The sequence below is a fragment of the Halocynthiibacter sp. SDUM655004 genome (genome assembly GCF_026015885.1).
GTDB classification, from domain to species: Bacteria; Pseudomonadota; Alphaproteobacteria; order Rhodobacterales; family Rhodobacteraceae; genus Falsihalocynthiibacter; species Falsihalocynthiibacter halioticoli.
On the sequence record NZ_JAPDUG010000004.1, the window covers coordinates 37625 to 56701 of the forward strand.

At 52.6% G+C, this 19077-nt stretch carries 18 protein-coding genes; 9 read left to right on the forward strand and 9 right to left on the reverse strand.

All coding sequences use genetic code 11. The features are described 5' to 3' along the window. Positions 1-19 precede the first annotated feature (19 nt). Positions 20-409 (forward strand): SHOCT domain-containing protein, encoded by a 390-nt coding sequence (locus N9C89_RS14685; RefSeq protein ID WP_263954756.1) that lies wholly within the window; start codon positions 20-22, stop codon positions 407-409. Between the two features lie 103 nt (positions 410-512). Here the strand turns inward: N9C89_RS14685 and N9C89_RS14690 are convergent, their stop codons facing one another. Beyond that, positions 513-1568 carry an AI-2E family transporter gene (locus N9C89_RS14690; RefSeq protein ID WP_263954757.1) on the reverse strand — a complete coding sequence of 352 codons (1056 nt, stop codon included), beginning with the start codon at positions 1566-1568 and terminating at the stop codon, positions 513-515. A 251-nt stretch (positions 1569-1819) separates the two neighbouring features. On the opposite strand from N9C89_RS14690, the gene N9C89_RS14695 reads away from it, so the two are divergent. Next, the gene (locus N9C89_RS14695; RefSeq protein WP_263954758.1) at positions 1820-3658 is read left to right on the forward strand and encodes an amidohydrolase; all 1839 of its coding nucleotides are present in this window, start codon (positions 1820-1822) and stop codon (positions 3656-3658) included. 88 nt (positions 3659-3746) lie between these two features. On the opposite strand, the gene N9C89_RS14700 is transcribed toward N9C89_RS14695, so the two are convergent. From N9C89_RS14700 to N9C89_RS14730, 7 genes are all read right to left on the reverse strand, one after another. Then, positions 3747-4592, reverse strand: a complete 846-nt coding sequence (locus N9C89_RS14700; RefSeq protein WP_263954759.1) for an SdiA-regulated domain-containing protein — start codon at positions 4590-4592, stop codon at positions 3747-3749. Continuing rightward, complete coding sequence (locus tag N9C89_RS14705; protein ID WP_263954760.1) at positions 4585-5349, reverse strand: hypothetical protein; 765 nt, start codon at positions 5347-5349, stop codon at positions 4585-4587. Before N9C89_RS14705 ends, N9C89_RS14700 begins: the two co-directional genes overlap by 8 nt. Before the next feature lie 25 nt (positions 5350-5374). After that, positions 5375-6340 (reverse strand): metallophosphoesterase family protein, encoded by a 966-nt coding sequence (locus N9C89_RS14710; protein ID WP_263954761.1) that lies wholly within the window; start codon positions 6338-6340, stop codon positions 5375-5377. Next, entirely contained in the window at positions 6330-7763 is a 1434-nt protein-coding gene (locus N9C89_RS14715; protein WP_263954762.1) for a hypothetical protein, read from the reverse strand. Before N9C89_RS14715 ends, N9C89_RS14710 begins: the two co-directional genes overlap by 11 nt. 19 nt (positions 7764-7782) lie before the next feature. Continuing rightward, positions 7783-8427, reverse strand: a complete 645-nt coding sequence (locus tag N9C89_RS14720; protein ID WP_263954764.1) for a hypothetical protein — start codon at positions 8425-8427, stop codon at positions 7783-7785. Between the two features lie 101 nt (positions 8428-8528). Beyond that, positions 8529-9149: a class I SAM-dependent methyltransferase gene (locus N9C89_RS14725; RefSeq protein ID WP_263954765.1), complete on the reverse strand. Its 621-nt coding sequence runs from the start codon at positions 9147-9149 to the stop codon at positions 8529-8531. Beyond that, positions 9146-9802 (reverse strand): DUF2306 domain-containing protein, encoded by a 657-nt coding sequence (locus N9C89_RS14730; RefSeq protein ID WP_263954766.1) that lies wholly within the window; start codon positions 9800-9802, stop codon positions 9146-9148. The genes N9C89_RS14725 and N9C89_RS14730 overlap by 4 nt, the downstream gene beginning before the upstream one ends. Positions 9803-9885: 83 nt before the next feature. Between N9C89_RS14730 and N9C89_RS14735 the strand changes: the two genes are divergently transcribed. The 7 genes from N9C89_RS14735 to N9C89_RS14765 all read left to right on the forward strand — a co-directional run bounded on the left by N9C89_RS14735 (position 9886) and on the right by N9C89_RS14765 (position 17114). Continuing rightward, positions 9886-10785, forward strand: coding sequence for a LysR family transcriptional regulator (locus N9C89_RS14735; RefSeq protein WP_263954767.1), 900 nt, complete (start codon positions 9886-9888; stop codon positions 10783-10785). 122 nt (positions 10786-10907) lie between these two features. Beyond that, positions 10908-11822, forward strand: a complete 915-nt coding sequence (locus tag N9C89_RS14740; protein ID WP_263954768.1) for an AAA family ATPase — start codon at positions 10908-10910, stop codon at positions 11820-11822. Positions 11823-11825: 3 nt separating this feature from the next. Then, a complete protein-coding gene (locus tag N9C89_RS14745; RefSeq protein WP_263954769.1) occupies positions 11826-13055 on the forward strand; it encodes a vWA domain-containing protein in 1230 nt (409 codons plus the stop codon). An 82-nt stretch (positions 13056-13137) separates the two neighbouring features. Then, positions 13138-13410 (forward strand): hypothetical protein, encoded by a 273-nt coding sequence (locus N9C89_RS14750; protein ID WP_263954770.1) that lies wholly within the window; start codon positions 13138-13140, stop codon positions 13408-13410. 55 nt (positions 13411-13465) lie between these two features. Continuing rightward, positions 13466-13939 carry a (2Fe-2S)-binding protein gene (locus tag N9C89_RS14755; protein ID WP_263954771.1) on the forward strand — a complete coding sequence of 158 codons (474 nt, stop codon included), beginning with the start codon at positions 13466-13468 and terminating at the stop codon, positions 13937-13939. Positions 13940-13959: 20 nt separating this feature from the next. Beyond that, on the forward strand, positions 13960-16305 hold the full coding sequence (locus N9C89_RS14760; RefSeq protein ID WP_317134938.1) for a xanthine dehydrogenase family protein molybdopterin-binding subunit: 2346 nt from the start codon (positions 13960-13962) through the stop codon (positions 16303-16305). A gap of 14 nt (positions 16306-16319) precedes the next feature. Beyond that, on the forward strand, positions 16320-17114 hold the full coding sequence (locus tag N9C89_RS14765; protein ID WP_263954773.1) for an FAD binding domain-containing protein: 795 nt from the start codon (positions 16320-16322) through the stop codon (positions 17112-17114). 123 nt (positions 17115-17237) lie between these two features. Here the strand turns inward: N9C89_RS14765 and N9C89_RS14770 are convergent, their stop codons facing one another. Then, the gene (locus tag N9C89_RS14770) at positions 17238-19016 is read right to left on the reverse strand and encodes an arylsulfatase (RefSeq protein WP_263954774.1); all 1779 of its coding nucleotides are present in this window, start codon (positions 19014-19016) and stop codon (positions 17238-17240) included. Between the last annotated feature and the right edge of the window lie 61 nt (positions 19017-19077).

Below are 19077 nucleotides of genomic sequence, written 5' to 3' on the forward strand. Positions count from 1 at the left end.
CAAACAAAGGATTAAAGACATGCAAGAAACCATCGGATTCTTCGATATTATCTGGTCCATATTCTGGCTGTTCCTCATGGTGGCCTGGTTCTGGGTCATGATTGGCGTTGTCACTGACGTTTTCAGATCACGTGATTTGAACGGATTTGCAAAGGCAGCGTGGGTTGCATTTGTCATCCTCATCCCGTGGCTTGGCGTCCTCTGCTATGTTCTTATTCGTGGCGACAAGATGAACGAACACCGCGCCCAAACACTGGCCGAAATCGAGGACTCGCAGCGCGACTATATCCGCTCTGTCGCTCAGGTTTCTGCGGCTGACGAGCTTGAAAAGCTGGGTGCGCTAAAGGAAAAAGGCGTTATTTCCGAAGAAGAATTCAACGCGCAGAAGGCAAAAATCCTATCTGCTTAGTAGCGAGATTGGATGCTAAGCCACGATAGCTTCATTCTATTGGTGCTTAGGACTAGTTTACTGAAAGGCCTTGCTTCCGAGCGGGGCCTTTTTTTAATGAGTCTTAATGGTGCTCATCAATTTCGCCATCGCGAGAGAGCAAGATCGCAAGCCATCGCAAATTCGGAACTTCGGACGCGATAACCATCACGATGACTGTCAAAGGGACGGCAAGGAACGCCCCCAGTCCGCCCCATAACAGCGACCAGAAAACCAGCGAAACTGTGATGACGAAGGTACTCATATTCAAAGATCTACCCTGCATCATGGGTGTGAGAACGTTGCTGATTAATTGATCGGCGCCACCATAGATGACGATGACAGCAGCCAAAGGCCACAAGCTGTCGAACTGCACAAGGGCGACAAGCGAAGGGAGCAAGATGCCGATGAAAGCGCCAATATTTGGAATAAACCCGACGACGAAAATATTGATCGCGAGGAACGCAGCGAAGTCGAGACCGATGGCGCGGAATACAACGTATGCAACTGCGCCACTTAATAGGCTCGTCGTGGCATTGACCCACATGTAGTCTTTAATTCCATCCGCTGCCCGCCGAAGGATCACGGCAAGGTCCGCTCCTTCGGGATCGGACGAAGACAGCAGGGCGATTTTCTTTGTCCAGTTTGTTCGCTCTGCGATAAGAAACACGAAATATAGTGTCAGCAAGGCGACTTGGGCGACACTTCCCAAAAGGCCATTTGCGAGGAACATGACCAATGTTCCCACTTGCAGTTTGTCGGCTGCTTGCTCAATCGCTTCCACACCACGAACGCCAATAATGGCCTCGAGACTCACGAGAAGTTCGCCAAGACGCACCTGAAACTTTGGGAACGAGTCGATGATTTCTTCGGCAGCCGCGGATGAGACCAAAGCGAATAACCAAATCGCGATGATAAATATCACCGCCGCAAGAAACCGTGCTTTCCAACCTGAAACGGATTTCCCAAAGATCGAAACCTTTGCAAGTCTGTCCGTAAAGGCAGTTGCAAGAACAAAAATAAGAAACGCGACCGCTAGAAGCTTCAGCAGGTCGCGACCGAACCACAGCAAAGCAATAATGAACGGGACCCCGACTATGATCTTGAACCAATCAGGTGCAACGGCCTGCTGTGATTTCATTTTTCTTATCCCAGTGATTTCGGCGCGCGCATTTCCGCAAAGTTGAAACAACATTAGAAAACGAAATCTCAGCGCGCAAGCACCCACTGCTTTGGTTATGGCGCGCCGATTTCGCGGAGCCTCGTATATCGGCCGTTCAACGAAAATGCCTACTTCTAAAGGTCGTTTTTAGTTGAATGGAGACGGCGTATCTCGCAAACTTCAATTATTTAATGCGTCTCAATCTACTAAGTGATCAAGGAGATTAAGTTATGCGTATAGTTCATAGATTTATGACTCTGACGAGTTTCGCACTTTCAGCAGGAGCAGTCAGCGCTCAGGATATTGCCGACAGTATTTATATGGGCGGCCCCATTCTTACGATTAACGATGAACAGCCGAACGCCGAGGCTGTTGCCGTAAAAGATGGCCGCGTGCTTGCAGTGGGCTCGCTTGCTGACCTGATGGAGCATCAGGGGGACTCTACGGAAGTCTTTGATCTTGAGGGGCGCGCCATGCTTCCAGGATTTGTCGATAGCCATGGCCATGTGGTGTTTGGAGGACTTCAGGCGCTTTCCGCAAACCTGCTCGCACCGCCCGATGGCGAGGTTACAGATATTGCAAGCCTGCAGCAGACACTGCGCGACTGGGTTGAAGAAAACAGTGAGGTTGTGGAAAAGGCCGGCGTTATCATCGGGTTCGGTTACGACAACGCACAGCTTGCGGAGGTGCGGCACCCGACTAGAGAAGATCTAGACGCGGTCTCTGAGGACCTGCCGATTATTATTGTTCACCAATCCGGCCACATTGGCGTGGCCAACTCCAAGGCGCTCGAAATCGTTGGATTTGACGCATCGTCGCCAGATCCGGCAGGGGGTGTGATTCAGCGCGCAAGCGACGGTTCCCCGAATGGTGTCCTTGAGGAGTATGCGTTCTTTGGCGCTTTGGTGCCGATCCTTGCCCAGCTCGGTCCGGAAGCATTTGCTGAATTTGCCGTTGCTGGTGCTGAGCTCTGGGCGAGCTTTGGCTATACAACCGGTCAGGATGGCCGATCTTCCGGTGAGGCCGTGGAAACATTGAAAGCTATGGCAAAAGAAGGACGTATTCCGATCGACGTTGTGGCATTTCCTGACGTTCTAGAAGCGCAGGATTATATCGGCGCGAATGTTTCGCAAGACTATGAGGATGGCATTCGAGTAGGTGGCTGTAAGCTCACCATCGACGGCTCACCACAAGGCTTCACCGCGCTGCGTGATCGCCCATATTATAATCCAGTAGGCGACTATCCAGCAGGTTATAAAGGTTATGCTGCGGTCACCATGGAACAGGTTCAGGACGCCGTGGACTGGTGTTTCGAAAATGGCATCCAAATTCTGACTCATTCCAATGGTGAAGGCGCATCAGACATGCTGATCGCCGCTATTGGTTCTGCACAGGAGAAATATGGCGATCCGGGCAATCGGCCTGTCATGGTTCACGGACAATTCATGCGCGAAGACCAAGTAGACGCTTACAAGCGGTTGGGTGTTTTCTTGTCTGTCTTCCCAATGCACACCTTCTATTGGGGGGATTGGCACCGCGACCACACGGTGGGCCCAGTTAATGCCGATAACATTTCTCCGACAGGTTGGATTGTTGAGCGCGGCATGATGTTTGGTTCACACCACGATGCCCCCGTTGCTTTTCCGGATAGCATGAGAATTCTCGACGCAACCGTAACCAGACGGACGCGTTCGGGTGACATCCTTGGACCACAGCAAAGAGTTGATGTCATGACAGCACTCAAAGCGCTAACCATCTGGCCTGCTTGGCAGCATTTCGAAGAAGATGACAAAGGCTCAATTGAAGTCGGAAAGATTGCTGATTTCGTTTTGCTTTCGGATGATCCAACAGCCGTTGATCCGGAAACCTTGGACGAACTGCAGGTAATGGTCACAATCAAAGACAACGAAGTGATTTACGAAGCAGACGACTCGATCAAGAAAGGCGAGATGCGATCATCGCCGTTCATGAGTGATCCGGTGACTGCACACCGTTTTCTTCACGCGATGTATCAGGCAACCGGCGTAGAAAAACCATGGCTTCAAGGCCTCACCGCTCGCTTTCGATAAGTCTGGCGGGCGCTTTGAGCTCTGATTGGTAAAATGCCTTTGTGGCCAAAACTGTGAGGAAGGCCGGACAAACGTCCGGCCTTTCGCTTCATTTGATGCTGTATTGAACAAGTAGCGAGTGCACTCCGTCATCGTTTAGTATGAACAAAGACGTGCCGTCCGGAGAGAGGGCTACGCCCTCGGCGTTATCAAGATGATGAGTGCGGTCACCGTCGCGCCAAGTTAGCTCGTTTGAAATGACTTCCTTGCTGTCATTCGCCAAAAAATGAACCGATTTTCCTGTGTCGCTTACAATCCACAAGCCGTTTCTTCGGCTGTCAAATGCAAGGCCGGATACATCCTCTTTATGCGGTAGAACTTTGCTTAAATCGCGAGTTTTGACGACGCGGTCAAGCTCGGGCGTCATCTCGATTAACAGACTTGGCTTGTCCTCTTTGATAAGAAAAACCGAGCTGGTTTCTGGGTCAACTGTAATGCCTTCTAGCCCGTTGTCCGTATCTCGGAGGTGTTTGGCTATGCTCTTGAAGACAGGTAAATCGCCAATATCTATGGTCGCTGCATCGTGTGGATGTGAAATAGAAAACGCGACGACGGAAGCCGTACGTTCCGAAACAACCAGTAGCTTTTCAGAACCCGCTGCAACGGCAACACCTTCCAAATCCTTCACCTGAGGTCCGAGGTTATGGAAAGCAGAGAGGTCGCCGCTTGCAATGTCCAAACGAAAGACGGTCGGCGTGTTGTCTGAAACAATCCAAAACGCGCCGCCGTCGGGATCAAGGGCCAATCCCGATGGCTCTGTCAGGTCAATTTCTGGTTGGTACAACTTCAGGTGGGAGACATATTCAAGCTCAAGCTCAAGCTCAAGCTCAAGCGCGGCTACGGGCGACGCTGCAAGTCCAGAAGCCAAAGCTAAAGCCAGAACGCGCTTAGGCAATATACCAACCTTTCGCGCCGTGCCCTTCGTTTTCAAGCTCGTCGAGCGCCGAGGTGATTTGTTCTATCGCTTCGGCGTCGGCATGAGAGAGTACGAATTGTATTACCGGCTTAAAGTCAGCTTTGCTTGTCGAGATGATCCGAAACCCTTTTCTGGAGAGGGCGGTTCGAACAGGAGTAATGGCCGCTCGCAACGCTTCATCATCCGCAAACTTCAACTCAATAGTCGTCGTTTTGCGAAAGGAAGCGAAGTAGAGGGTCAGAACGCTCGCAACCGTTGCAACAAGCGCCATGACGGGCAAGTTAAGGCCAACTGTGAGCCCAACCAGCGTGACCATGATCACAAGCGTTCCATCAATAAGCGTGTTTGATGACATCCGAAATCGGAAGAGGCTGCCGAGGCCAAAAATAACAAACCCGATTAGGAAGCCATGATGCACAACGAGAAAGCCAACAAGCATCCCGATTAATCCAAAGAGGTACAGACTAGCCTGCACCCGCCACCCATGCGCTTCGTCGCGCATTGAGTTTGTGCGTGGATGAAACGCAAACGCAGATACAAGTATCAGAGTTTCGACCACTGCTAAAAAGAACTCAGAAATCTCTGCGGTATTCGAAATTTGGCGCCAACCAATATTTCGGATTGTCACCTCAGTTGGGAGAACCACTGTTCCGTCTGCTGCCTGTGCGATCGCCAGAGTCGGGAAAGTAATACAAAAGATGATCGCGCTGGCTAGGGAGAATGTACGTGTAATCATTATGCGTGCGGCCTGTATTCTTTGTTCATTTTTTCATCATTACGTCACCAGAAGGGACGGTATCAATTCGTCTGATAATGCGGTCGGGTGTGTTCAGGCGCTCTGGCAAAGTGCGCGTATCTATCACAGTTGTGAAATCGGGCCCCTTGAGCGCGGAAACATGGATTGTCCCGTCGTTTTCGATTTCAAGAACTGTGAAGCTTTTCGGGCCAGGTTGATTTGTTCCGATTAATCTTCGCGATCCTCCTCCCAGTTCCGCCTGTGAAACCACAGAGAAGGCATCGATTTGACCAGGATAATAGGCGTGATGATGGCCGGAAAGATAAAGATCGACGCCAATACCGTCGAGCAATTGCTCTAGCTCCGGATCTCCTATGATCTCCGGCAAGCGCTCAATCGTAAACGGCCAGAGAGGCAGGTGACTAAAAACGATCCGCGCTGGGCCAGCGCCATCGAAAACCGTGCTGAGCGCAGACATTTGAGCGCGGTCCAATTCACCAATTGTTGTTGCGTCAATCGAGACGATCCGCGCGGCTCCGATATCGAATGCATAGAAGAATGGGTAAGTGCCTGTTGCCGTGAAATTCAATTTCGGCATTTTCGATTTCCACTCGTCAGCATAGATGCGCCGCTCGGCTTCAAAACCTGAATAAGCTGATCCGTCGTGGTTCCCCGGAGTGACCGCAAGCGGAATACCCGCGCGTTCAAGCGGCTCCGTTACAACGTCATGAAAGGCGCGCCACATGGCCCGAACCTGATTTTCCGAGAGCGCAGGCCGCCTTTGCCCTGCCACCATATCGCCGGTTGATAAAACAAGATCAGGATTCAGCGCGATAATCGCATCAATAGCTTTGTGAACATTGCTTGAATATTTGGTTGAGCCATAGGAGCCGTTCAGGTCCGAGATAACAACGATCCGGATGCTCTCGGCGCTTACCTGAACTGTGGCAAACGCCCAGAAAAGGATGCCTATGAGAAACTTAAAGCGCACCACAATCCACAATGTCCGGCGACACCTCCCCGTTTAGAAAGAATACTTTCGGACTAAGGTCAAAACGCAGCTTATTCGCCAGACAGCTTTCGTGCAAAATTCCCGCTGCGAGAGCGGTGTTCTTAACAACTTGGCTCACCTCGGCATCTTTCAAACCAAGGCTTGTTGAAAGCCAATCGTAAATCGGTCCTTGTGACTGAAGGTCTTGATTAAGCGCAATCAAGCGTTCGTACACTTTGCCGTCGAAATGGCGCAGCTTTTCGAGCATCTGCGTCGTCTTTGCAAAGTTTGCATATGCCACCCGTCCGCCAGCATCATTGTCATTCAGATTTGTGCGGCGCAGCAAGATAGCGCCAGACGGGATATCACCATCGTTGATCTCGTGATGCTTGGCTTTCTTGTGCTCAAGTTCACCATTTTCGGTCCAGTAATAATAGGGCGTGAAGTCTATGTTTCCGACACGGTCCTGCTGGCTAAAAATAAAATCCAGCAGCACGATCTCAGAGAGTTCGCGCATCCAATAGACCATCTGCTCGCGAGAAACATCAGGGCCCAAGTCGCGATTGATCTGACTGTCACGCCGCCCTTTGGCAAGCCCTGTATCAATTGCCTCTACCAATGGAGCATCTTTTCTAAGCGCAAGGAACGCGGGTGTCTCTTGGAAGTCCAAGTTCTGTCCTTTTCCCCATCCTGACTTACGCGTCCCGTTGATTTCTGATCCGTATCGATGGCCCGGGCTTAACGTCAGAATGCCGTAGATTTGCTTGCGATCAGATGTGAAAATATCGTCCGTCGGGCGGTATGAAGACGGGTTTGCTTCTGCGTCAACGAGGTGTTTCCACCCTGCATAGTTCATGCGCGCGGAGCGATTATGTCCCGATAGCGAAAGCCCCGGTCGCGCCACCTCCGAGGTATGCATGGTGGCATCCATAGATCGCCAAACCGAGACTGGAACTTTTACCGTCATGTCGAAGTAACGCGAGAAGTGGTAGTAAAGCAAAGAGGAGGCTGAATAAGTTCCGCTTGTCCCTTCTGCATTCATGGTCAGCTTGAATTTTGCCAAGCTGTCTTTGGCAAGGTCGCGGGCGGACTTGCCTTCTTTACATGCATTGCGCTCAAAGGCTGTTCGATCGTTCGCATATGGCCCATCGGTGATGTCATAGACCATCATCCCGGGGCTCGTGCTCCATGTCTTGGGACAGAGTGCAATATCGGCGGCATAAAAATCGAGCGCGCAAAACGCGGCTTCGTCTTTGGTGTCGTCCTTGGAATATGTGCCGTTGGGGATTTGGGCTATCTGAATACAGCGTTCAGTTATGCCGTTGGGGCTTGAATAGTCCGTTGCATTGCCAAGGACAGCATCCGTCGCAAACGCAGGTTTCAGGGCAAGGCCCACAAGGGCAAAGGCAGCGGTGCGGAGCATCAAGCTTGTATTCCCTCTATTATTTTGGGCAAATCGCGGCGCGTTCGGCTTCGGAGATTTCCAAGGATGAATTGAGTTTGAACCGCTCAAACTTGGCGTCAATCCAAGCGTCACAGCCGTTTGCACACGGAGCGCCGTTTCGGGCTTCATCCCAATAGCTTTTTGCGCGTTCCTCCGACCAACCACAGAATTGAACCAGCGCCATTGCCGAAAGCGCGCCCGATGCATGGACACCCCACATGCAATGAACCAGAACCGGCCCCTTACTGGGAGCCTTGATCGTTTCATAGATCGCCTGCATCACGGCGTCTGGTCTCGATGATCGCGCAGAACCGTAATCTAGCGAACTTGAGCCGCATGAAGTTGCGCCATATTCTGTGTTCTTTCCAAAATCAGCGTAGAATGCTGTTTCGAACCCGCTTTCACAAAGCTCGACCCGTTGGGCGGTGGACATTCCTGTGCGGTCTTTATCGCCCCCCGAAAAACCAGCGCGATACAATACACCGGATAGAACCGGGCGAAAAAAGGTCATTCCTTCAGGGGCCGCGTCGGAGTTGCGCACGAGCATCGCACTTTCACTCGGTCCACCAGAACGCGATGTAACATCCGCATGGCCCGCTGACGCAAGTATGCAAAGGAGGAAACCTGTAAGCGTATTTCGCATCGTATCATCCCATGTTGTCTATCGTCAGTATTGAACACCCTGTGATTTGCATCAATACACTTGTTTAGGAGCGCTCCTCTCTCTCATCCGTTCAAGGTGATTTAGTCAATGCGTTTTGCCACGACAAATGGGCTCATGCGCGAGTTTGAGAGATAGCCGCTTTCCACGATCTCGAACCCTGCGTTCTTAATAAACTCAATTAGTTCGTTACGGCTTAATTGCGTTACGCGCGGGGCCACGCCGAGCAATGACAAAACGCGAACCAACTCGCGAAGGGCGATAAACTGGTCTTTTACACAGACGGTTTTTGAGATGAGTAAACCACCCGGTTCAAGTTGGCTGTGAACAGAATTCAAAACCGCAGGTATGTCATCCACAAGATGTAAAAGGCTAAATGCAAGAATGACGTCAAAGGAATGTTCGCCGACGATCTCTGTCGCATCCGCCCGTCGAAATACGACGTTCTTTGGCGCCTCAGCAGATAGCTTGCGGTTGGCGATATCGATCATTCCGGAGGAGATATCCGTGCCTGTAAAATGGGCGCAACTGTTCGCAAGATTGAGCGCAGTGCTGCCAGTTCCGCAACCAATTTCCAAAACGCGATCCGTGGGCGAAAGGAGGGCCTGCACGCGTGTGAGTTTGGCTTGATAGGCTATGGGGTCAGCAATTGGTTTGGCAGCATAGCTCGGTGCTTTGCGATCCCAAAATGCGGGCGATGTCATGATTTGGCTCCAATTTCGATAGGGGAGAATTTTGACTTAGAACGGATAATGGCTTCAGCAATTATTAGGTTGATCGTCCAGCCAAGGGGCAACAGCACGGAGCTGGCCACAGGGGTTAAGACGCCCGCGATGGCGAACCAAATACCTATCAATATCGCTTGTGTGCTTCCGGCAACGCCGATTGCGAATGCACGGATCATCCAAGCGCGATGTTTGGATTTTTGTCCTAAGGTTATGGACCGAACCGCCAATAGTACGGATCCCAAAAGCGCGACAGCAAACAAAACCCTTAGTGCATCAGAGACTTTGGTGGCCAATGGGCCAGTAGGGAAGCCGACAATCAACCAAATACCCGTTGCCGCGCTAATCACTGCAGACACCGCAGCGACACGCCCAATGAACATGTGCCATCGAAGAAACCTCTGACGTAACGGCCGAGAAAACTGAAAAGACGCTAGAACCAAAAACAATGACCCGAAGAGGATATGCGTGATGAGCACAAGTGGAAACTCCGCGAACCTTTCAGCGCCTTCCTTTGTATTTGCGCCATAGTTCACAATTGCGAGCATACGATTGGTCGTCGCCGCAATGGGGATGAGGCTAATTGTAATAAGCAACGTTGGAGTGAGCCACGGGGTTTCTCGAATTCGCATATCTGTCTCCTTTGTAGAGAGCCTAGATATGCAGATATCGTATGAATATTGCCGAATTTTGAACTTTTGATATACGTTCATGTATGAACTGGCAGGCGATATCTTTTGATTGGAACCAAATCCGCGCATTCCTTGCGACGGTTGAAGAAGGCTCGTTCAGCGGTGCGGCGCGCGCGCTGAACTCAACGCAGCCAACAATTGGGCGGCAGATAACTGGTCTCGAATCCGCGCTTGGCCTTTCGTTATTCGAGCGAACAGTTCGTGGTCCAATCCTAACGGACGCAGGGCAAGATCTCGTCGATCACGTGCGCACAATGGGTGAAGCTGCCTCGATGATTGCAACAGTTGCGACGGGGCGCTCGACCGATTTGTCAGGTGAAGTGTCTGTTACATCTAGCGATTTGATGGCCTCGTCCATTCTGCCGGCGATCCTGTTGGAGCTACAAAAGTCGTCTCCCGGTATTCGGGTTCAGATCGTCGCATCCAATGACATACGAAATCTTGGGCAGCGCGAAGCAGACATTGCAATTCGACATGTGCGTCCCGAACAACCTGATTTGATCGCAAAGCATATTGGCGACTTTCGAGCGAATTTTTATGCTGCTACATCCTATTTTGACCATGTTGGGCGACCAAAACTCGCCCGTGATCTCGGCGAGCACCGGTTTGTAGGGAGTTCGGATTTCACACGTATCATCACAATGCTCAAAGAGCGGGGTGTTGATACAAAACCAGAGAGCTTTGTCACCTACACTGACAGCGGATCAGCGATGTGGGAAATGGTTAAGGCTGGGATTGGGATAGCACTGCTGCCTGAAGCCTTGGGAGAAGTCGAACCGCAAGTTGAGAAAGCTCTACCTGACTTTCCGTCTTTTTCGTTTCCGGTCTGGCTCGTCACCCATAGAGAGCTGAAAACAAACCGAAGAATCCGGCTCGTATTTGACGCGCTTTCCAGAGGGTTAGCGCAAGCTTCATCAAGGTGAAGTTAGCGGATAGAAAATGGCCTCATCGCGAGGCGAATTGAATTTAACTGATTGCTTTTCCTTGGTGACAGGACTGAGCGTGACTGCTTAAATGGCCAAAATACTCTTCATGAGGTGGCGATATGACTGGCATTCCGGCGAGCATTGATGACACGCTCGCGCGCTTGTCTGAACAGGGCTATGTTTGCGGGCGCGATCTTGGCACGGTTGCTTTTCTGTCTCTAAAACTGGGCAAGCCGCTATTTCTTGAAGGGGAAGCGGGTGTAGGTAAAACCGAAATTGCCAAGGCGCTTGCCGCCATGCTGGGGCGAAAACTTATCCGCTTACAATGCTACGAGGGGCTGGATGCAGCTTCGGCAATTTATGAATGGAATTTCGCTGCCCAGATGATCGCAATTCGCTCTGCGGAGGCGTCAGGTGGGGCCAGCCGGGACGAGTTACAGACGGAACTATTCTCGCAAGATTACTTGATTAAGCGCCCGCTTTTGCAGGCGATGGAACCGCATTCAGAGGGGCCGCCGATCCTGCTAATTGACGAGGTCGACAGAACGGATGAGCCTTTTGAAGCATTTCTTCTAGAGGCGCTTTCTGATTTTCAGGTGACCATTCCGGAGATCGGGACGGTAAAGGCCGAGGAACCTCCTATCGTCGTTCTTACGTCGAACCGGACTCGCGAGGTGCATGACGCGCTCAAAAGGCGGTGCTTGTATCATTGGGTCGATTATCCTGCGTTTGAACGTGAACTGGCCATCCTTCATGCGCGAGTGCCTGATTGCGCTGCGACACTGTCAAAAGAGATCGTTTCGTTCGTTCAGGCCCTGCGCGGCGAGGATCTTTTCAAGAATCCGGGAGTTGCTGAAACCATCGACTGGGCGCAATGCCTGATCGCGTTGGATGCTGTGGCTCTATCCCCCGATGTCATCTCTGAGACATTGGGCGCGCTTTTGAAATATCAGGATGATATCGCCAAAATCGCGGGCTCCGAAGCAACGCGCATCCTGAACGAGGCGCGTCAGCAATTGGCACAGGCGTCGTGATCGATGCAAACGCTGCACGAAACCGATGGGCGGCTGGTTGAGAACATCGTCCATTTCGTGCGGGCGTTGCGCAAGGCGGGCCTGAAGGTCGGTACGTCACAAGTCAAAAGCGCGATTTCAGCTGTTGCTGCGGCTGGGTTTACCAAGCGAGAAGACTATTACTATGCACTGCGCGCGACCTTGGTAACGCGGCCAGAGCATCTGGAAGTCTTTCATCAAGTCTTTCAGATGTTTTGGCGCGATCCCGAATTTCTTGAGCGAATGGTGCGCTCGATGCTGCCCCTAATGCAAACGATGGCGCAGGAAGAAAATGCGCCAAAACCCGCGCAGAAGCGTGCCGCTGAGGCTCTGTGGGATGGCAGCTCCCAGCCTCAAGACCAACCCGAGCGCGACGAGATCGAAGTCGACGCGCAGCTAAGCTGGTCGGAAAATGAAATTCTCCGCGATCAGGATTTTGAGCAGATGAGCGTGGGGGAACAGGAAGACGCGGCCAAACTGATCCGTACGCTTTCGCTACCGGTCTCTCCGCTCAAAACACGGCGGTTTCAATCATCCAACATAGGCAGGCGTCCCGATACGCGCGCCGTTTTGCGCCGTTCGCTGCGCAAAGGGGGCGAGATAGATCGCCTATCTTTGAAGGTGCCGAAACGCCGCCCGCCCAACCTCGTTGCGATCTGTGATATTTCCGGTTCGATGGCGGTCTACTCGCGCATGATGATGCACTTTGTTCATGCGCTTACTTGGGCTCCCGCGTCAGAATGGGGGCGGGTGCATGGCTTTACCTTCGGCACGCGGCTTACCAACATCACGCGGGCCTTGGCGCACAAAGATGTTGATCAGGCGCTTGAGGCATTGGGAAAAGACGCGCCTGATTGGCAGGGCGGCACGCGAATTGGCGAGGCCCTTTTTCGGTTCAACCGCGACTGGTCGCGGCGGGTGCTGGGGCAGGGCGCTGTCGTGCTTCTAATTACCGACGGGTTGGAGCGCGGCGAGACAGAGTTGCTGCAAACCGAAGCCGCGCGGTTGGCGCGGTCCTGTCATCGCTTGGTCTGGCTCAATCCCCTGCTGCGGTTTGACGGTTTCTCGCCGCAAGCCAAAGGCATTCAAACCCTTCTGCCTCTCGTTGACAGCTTTCATGCCTGCCACTCTCTCAACAGTCTTGCTGATCTTGGTGCAGCTTTTGCGACAAGTGGTGACAAACGGCGATACGAGGCAATTCTGCGATCATATTGATCGGAAACTGAAAATTCTTGCTAAGAATCAATCGGTACCTATTATCGACTGGTATGCACATTTCTAACTTCCGCCACCTGTCATGGAAATGATTGGCAGCTATCGAATAAGAAAGCTAGACGAAGTCGTTTTGGCGGCTTTGAACAGTGCGGAACTGCTTGAACGTGACATCCTTAAATACAATGAAATAGCGAGCCGATTTTTTGGCTTCAAAGTCGAAGTCGGGGCTCCGGCGAAGGTGTTGATAGGAGGCAAGCTCAACAGCTTGATCAACGCCGTAGCCATTAATCAAAACAACGCTTTTTCTGAAAATTTTCACAAGCAATTAGCCAACACAGACCCGCCGGGAGATTAGCTCCGGCGGTCATTGAATATGCGGGCAACAAGACCCGTTCCAAAGGGAGGATTAAATGACCAACATTAAAATGACAGTGAACGGCAAATCCGTCAGTGGGGAGGTTCCCGACGAGACTTTGTTGTCGGAATTCCTACGCGAAAATCTACGCCTGACCGGCACGCATGTTGGGTGTGACACAAGCCAGTGCGGAGCCTGCGTCGTTCATGTGAACGGCAAGGCATTGAAGGCCTGCACAACGCTCGCGGCATCGCTGGAAGGCGCAGAAGTCACCACGATTGAGGGTCTTGCCAATGGTGGCGAGTTGCACCCGATGCAACAGGCATTCAACGACAATCATGGCCTGCAATGCGGCTTCTGTACGCCCGGTATGATCATGACCAGCGTCGATATGGTGAACCGCTACAAGGCCGAGGGAAAAGAGCTCACCGAAGAAGCGATCCGCGACGAACTTGAGGGCAATATTTGCCGCTGCACTGGATACCATAACATCGTGAAGTCGGTTGAAGACGCCGCCGCGAAAATGTGAACAAACCGGAGGACATGAACATGAAAGATGGAATTGGAGCACCGGTTAAGCGCAAGGAAGACAAGCGTTTTACAACCGGTAAAGGCAAATACACAGACGACATTCGGAACGATAATCAAGCTTATGCCGCCTTTGTTCGAAGTCCGTATGCACACGCGAGGGTAAAGGGGATTGATACCTCTGCGGCGTTGGCGATGGAGGGCGTGATTGATGTGCTGAACGGTCAGCAACTCACGGGCGATGGCATCGGAAATATCATTTGCGGGTGGGCGATTACGTCAAAAGATGGCAGCCCAATGAACATGGGTGCGTGGTCCGCTTTGGCGACGGAAAAAGTGCGCTATGTCGGCGATGCAGTGGCTGTTGTCATTGCTGAAAGCCAAGCGCTTGCGCGGATCGCGGCAGAAGCAGTTGAAGTTGATTACGAAGAGCTTCCTGTTGCCGCCAATATCACCGCCGCGATGGCCGATGGTGCGCCTCAAATCCACGACAACGCACCGGGCAACCAGATTTACGATTGGGAGCTTGGCGACGAGGCCGCGACGGATGCAGGGCTCGCAGAGGCAGCCCATGTCACCACGCTGAACATCACAAACAACCGCCTGTCGCCAAATCCGATGGAGCCACGTAGCGCCGTTGCCACTTATGATGACGCTGAAGATCATTATACGCTCTATACAACCAGCCAGAACCCCCATGTGGCGCGGCTGGTTCTTTCGGCGTTCTATAACGTTGCGCCGGAACATAAGTTGCGGGTCATTGCGCCGGATGTTGGCGGAGGTTTCGGGGCCAAAATTTATATCTATCCCGAAGAAATCACCTGCCTTTGGGCTTCTATGAAAACCAATCGCTCCATCAAGTGGACTTCGGACCGATCGGAGGCATTCCTCACCGACGCCCATGGCCGCGACCATATCACAACCGCGAAGATGGGGTTTGACAAAGACGGCAAAATTACCGGCTTTAAGATAGATACGCTTGCCAATATCGGCGCCTATATGTCGCTGTTCTCAAGTTCGGTGCCGACCTATTTGTATGCGCCGTTGATGTCTGGCCAGTACAATATTCAGAACATCCACTGCAACGTGCGCACCTATTACACCAACACAGTGCCCGTTGATGCCTATCGCGGCGCTGGGCGGCCGGAGGCGACTTATCTGGTGGAACGGATGATGGAAACTGCGGCGCGCGAAATGGGGATGGACCCAGCCGAGCTGCGGCGGCGCAACTTCGTACAGGAGTTCCCGCATCAGACACCCGTGCTCATGCAATACGACTCTGGTGATTTTCCCAAGATCTTGCAAATGGCGCAGGATGCCGCGGATATCGCTGGATTTGAGGCGCGGAAGGCCGAAGCTGCCAAACGCGGCAAGCTACGGGGCTTAGGCTATTCAACCTTCATCGAGGCTTGCGGGCTTGCGCCGTCCAAAGCGGCGGGCTCGCTTGGCGCGGGCGTTGGACTGTGGGAATCTGCGGAGGTGCGGGTAAACCCTGTTGGCTCCATCGAGATTCTGACAGGTAGCCACAGCCATGGTCAGGGGCACGAAACCACCTTTGCCCAGATCGTTGCCGACAGGTTTGGATTGCCTGTTGAGAATGTCTCGATCGTCCATGGAGACACCGACAAAGTACAGTTCGGAATGGGAACCTACGGGTCGCGCTCCGGTCCTGTTGGGATGTCGGCCGTCGTCAAGGCGATGGATAAGGTCGAGGCCAAAGTGAAGAAGATTGCTGCGCATACGTTGGAAGCTTCAGAGGACGATATCGTCATCGAAGGCGGCGAAGTCAAAGTCTCCGGAACTGATAAATCCATGGCATGGCACGAGGTCGGTCTCGCTGCATATGTTGCACATAACTTGCCTGACGATATGGAGCCGGGCCTAAAGGAAACGGCGTTCTTTGACCCTGTGAACTTCTCCTTCCCATCCGGTGCCTTTATCTGTGAGGTCGAAGTTGATCCGGATACCGGCCAAACCGAGATCGTGAATTTCACCTCTGCTGATGACTTTGGCACCATCATCAACCCGATGATTGTTGAAGGTCAGGTCCATGGCGGCGTCACCCAAGGGATCGGGCAGGCTATGTTGGAGCAAGTTGTCTATGACGAAGACGGCCAGTTGCTGAATGGGTCTTATATGGATTACGCCATGCCCCGCGCGGCGGATGTGCCGTCCTATTCGATCAGCCACCACGAGGACTCTCCGAGCCCGAACAACCCATTGGGGGTAAAGGGCTGTGGTGAAGCTGGGGCAATCGGCGCGCCGCCTGCGGTAATCAACGCGATTACCGATGCTATCGGCACCAACGATCTGGCGATGCCAGCAACCCCGCAGGCGGTCTGGAATGCAATCCAGGCGGCGAAGTAAGGGAGGATTAAACTATGTATCCGACAAAATACCACAAAGCCGCCAGCATCGACGACGCCGTTGCGGCCCTTAATGCGGGCGAAGACGCGAAGCTCTTGGCTGGCGGACAAACGCTCATCGCTGCGATGAAACAGCACTTGGCTGCTCCAAGCGACCTTATTGATGTGCGCGCAATTGACGGCATGTCAGGTGTGTCTGCGGATGGTGATACTCTGGTGATCGGCGCGGCAACCACCCACGCGGAGGTTGCCGGCAACGCTGATGTACAACGTCTCTGTCCCGCGCTCGCAGCACTTGCGGGCGGGATTGGTGACCCTGCTGTTCGTTATGCTGGCACAATCGGCGGTTCTATTGCCAACAATGACCCGTCTGCTGACTATCCGGCGGGACTGTTGGCGCTGGGCGCAACGATTGTGACCAATACGCGCGAGATCGCGGCCGATGACTTCTTTGAAGGGCTGTTCACCACTGCGCTTGAAGACGGTGAAATCATCACATCCGTCCGTGTGAATGCGCCGAAACGGGCGGCCTATATCAAATTCCGCCAACCGGCCTCGCTTTTTGCGCTTGTCGGCGTGTTTGTTGCCGATGGTGCGGGCGGTGTTCGGGTTGCGGTCACTGGTGCAGGCGAGGACGGTGTGTTCCGCCACGCAGGTCTAGAGGAAGCACTTTCTGCAGATTGGGCCTCCTCCGCAGCAGATAGTGTTTCTGTTGATAGTGATGGGCTCTTGTCCGATATCCACGGCAGCGCTGCTTACCGCGCGAACCTGATCAAGGTTCTAACCAAACGCGCAGTCGAAGCCAGTTAACCAAGACTTACCTCCTCCGCCGCGACCCAAGGCTGGTGCGGTGGGGGAGGTTCATTTTTACCATCGACTTATTTCTTGCAGCTCGAGCTTTACTGCCCGCGCACTTTTCTCAAAACGTGTCGCTTATTGCATCGCCTTGTTGATGAACTCCTCAACAACATTCGACATATCAAATGAGGTGCCGCCTTGCACTGGCGGATAGTCCGCGAGCGATTGAAGGTGCTGCCCCATCAAGGTTCCCATTGGTTGGATCAACCACGATATCTTCTGCATTAAATGGCCATATGCGTCGCTTGAATCGTAGCTTTCAAACGGATCCATTCGGATGTTGAATACGAGTGGTACAGTGCGCGGGATAACGTTGGCATAGTAATCTTCCTTGGTCGAGAAATGGAATTTCCACGGCCCCATGCGAACGGCTGTCAGTACGCTCTCGTAGTAATGAAAAATATGTGTGCGGTTAGATTTTTCCTGCTCGCCTTTCCAATATGCCAAATTGTCGACGCCATCGATGTACTGCTGTTCTTGCTCCATGGCTAAAGCGGCTATGTCTTCAATTCCTGAGGCTTTCGCCAATGTGGTGAACATATCTTGGTGGGCTTGGATGCCGTTGAGTATCTTGCCGGCCTCAAGCTCACCTGGCCAACGGATCATGGATGGAACTCGTACTCCGCCCTCATAGGTGGTCATTTTTTCGCCGCGGAATGGCGTTGTTGCGCCATGTGGCCACGAGGAATGTTCCGGCCCATTGTCTGTTGAATACCAAACGATGGTGTTCTCTGTCAGACCTTGCTCGTCGAGCCAATCAAGTACAATTCCGACGTCATGGTCATGCTGGAGCATGCCGCTGCCATGAATATCTGCCTCTGACGTGTATTCTTCTGCTGCATAGCGCCATTCGTCATTGAGGCGTGTGTAGAGGTGCATCCGGCTCGTGTTGAGCCAGACAAAGAATGGATCACCTGCCTCTTTGGCGCTCGCCATAAAGTCGATCGCGAGAGGGATCACTTCCTCTTCATCGAAGGTCTCCATCCGTTTTTGTGTCAGGGGGCCGGTATCCTCGATTGTTTGCATGCCAACCTTGCCGAACCGCGGGTGTTCTGTGGGGTCGTCCGTTTCGCTGGCAAAGCTATGTATTACGCCGCGCGTACCATATGTTTCTTCGTAGGCCTCCAGCGACCCTGCGAACTGCTCGCCGAAACGTTGGTAGTCGCGCTGTTCTGACTCTTCCTGCGTGTTCAGATGATAGAGGTTGCCGAAAAACTCGTCGAAGCCATGTATCGTTGGCAGGTGTTCATTTCGGTCACCCAAGTGGTTCTTGCCGAAATGACCGGTGCGATACCCTGCTTGTTTCATGTAATCGGCCAGCGACGGTGAAGCCTCCTGTAACCCGAGCGGAGATCCCGGTTGCCCCACTGTCGTCATACCAGATCGGATTGGATATTGGCCGGTGATAAATGCAGCACGGCCGGCTGTGCAGCTTGGTTGTGCATAGTGATCGGTGAATCGTATGCCTTCGTTTGCGATCCGGTCGATATTGGGAGTGGAGTATCCCATCGTGCTCATTCCATAGGCCGACAGGTTCTGCCATCCTATGTCATCGCCCCAGATTACAAGGACGTTTGGCCTATCTGCGTCTTGCGCAAAAACGGCTCCTGTAGAGAGGCTTACAGCTATTGTTGATGCAAGTAAGTTTAGTCGATAGCTCATCTTGAAGTACTCCTCTGCATAAAACTCATTGAGCAGCCCTTGTGGGTAAGATTCCGATTTGGCTGCTTGGAAAATTCTAGAATATCGAGATTGGATCAGCGCAGAAATCGGCGCCGACAGAGTTTCTTGCTCGATAAGATAGCTGAGAATCTGCGTTTGCTTCGGTAACGTATCCGTGAACAGGAGCGTCAAATGAGTTCTCCTGACAACGGACTCGACTCTCTGACATCAAGAAACTATTAAGAACAAATGC

What these genes read in the sequence shown, in the direction of transcription:
- N9C89_RS14685 (WP_263954756.1), top strand. Translation starts at nt 20, where the DNA reads ATGCAAGAAACCATCGGATTCTTCGATATTATCTGGTCCATATTCTGG.
- N9C89_RS14690 (WP_263954757.1), bottom strand. Translation starts at nt 1,568, where the DNA reads ATGAAATCACAGCAGGCCGTTGCACCTGATTGGTTCAAGATCATAGTC.
- N9C89_RS14695 (WP_263954758.1), top strand. Translation starts at nt 1,820, where the DNA reads ATGCGTATAGTTCATAGATTTATGACTCTGACGAGTTTCGCACTTTCA.
- N9C89_RS14705 (WP_263954760.1), bottom strand. Translation starts at nt 5,349, where the DNA reads ATGATTACACGTACATTCTCCCTAGCCAGCGCGATCATCTTTTGTATT.
- N9C89_RS14715 (WP_263954762.1), bottom strand. Translation starts at nt 7,763, where the DNA reads ATGCTCCGCACCGCTGCCTTTGCCCTTGTGGGCCTTGCCCTGAAACCT.
- N9C89_RS14720 (WP_263954764.1), bottom strand. Translation starts at nt 8,427, where the DNA reads ATGCGAAATACGCTTACAGGTTTCCTCCTTTGCATACTTGCGTCAGCG.
- N9C89_RS14725 (WP_263954765.1), bottom strand. Translation starts at nt 9,149, where the DNA reads ATGACATCGCCCGCATTTTGGGATCGCAAAGCACCGAGCTATGCTGCC.
- N9C89_RS14730 (WP_263954766.1), bottom strand. Translation starts at nt 9,802, where the DNA reads ATGCGAATTCGAGAAACCCCGTGGCTCACTCCAACGTTGCTTATTACA.
- N9C89_RS14735 (WP_263954767.1), top strand. Translation starts at nt 9,886, where the DNA reads ATGAACTGGCAGGCGATATCTTTTGATTGGAACCAAATCCGCGCATTC.
- N9C89_RS14740 (WP_263954768.1), top strand. Translation starts at nt 10,908, where the DNA reads ATGACTGGCATTCCGGCGAGCATTGATGACACGCTCGCGCGCTTGTCT.
- N9C89_RS14745 (WP_263954769.1), top strand. Translation starts at nt 11,826, where the DNA reads ATGCAAACGCTGCACGAAACCGATGGGCGGCTGGTTGAGAACATCGTC.
- N9C89_RS14750 (WP_263954770.1), top strand. Translation starts at nt 13,138, where the DNA reads ATGGAAATGATTGGCAGCTATCGAATAAGAAAGCTAGACGAAGTCGTT.
- N9C89_RS14755 (WP_263954771.1), top strand. Translation starts at nt 13,466, where the DNA reads ATGACCAACATTAAAATGACAGTGAACGGCAAATCCGTCAGTGGGGAG.
- N9C89_RS14760 (WP_317134938.1), top strand. Translation starts at nt 13,960, where the DNA reads ATGAAAGATGGAATTGGAGCACCGGTTAAGCGCAAGGAAGACAAGCGT.
- N9C89_RS14765 (WP_263954773.1), top strand. Translation starts at nt 16,320, where the DNA reads ATGTATCCGACAAAATACCACAAAGCCGCCAGCATCGACGACGCCGTT.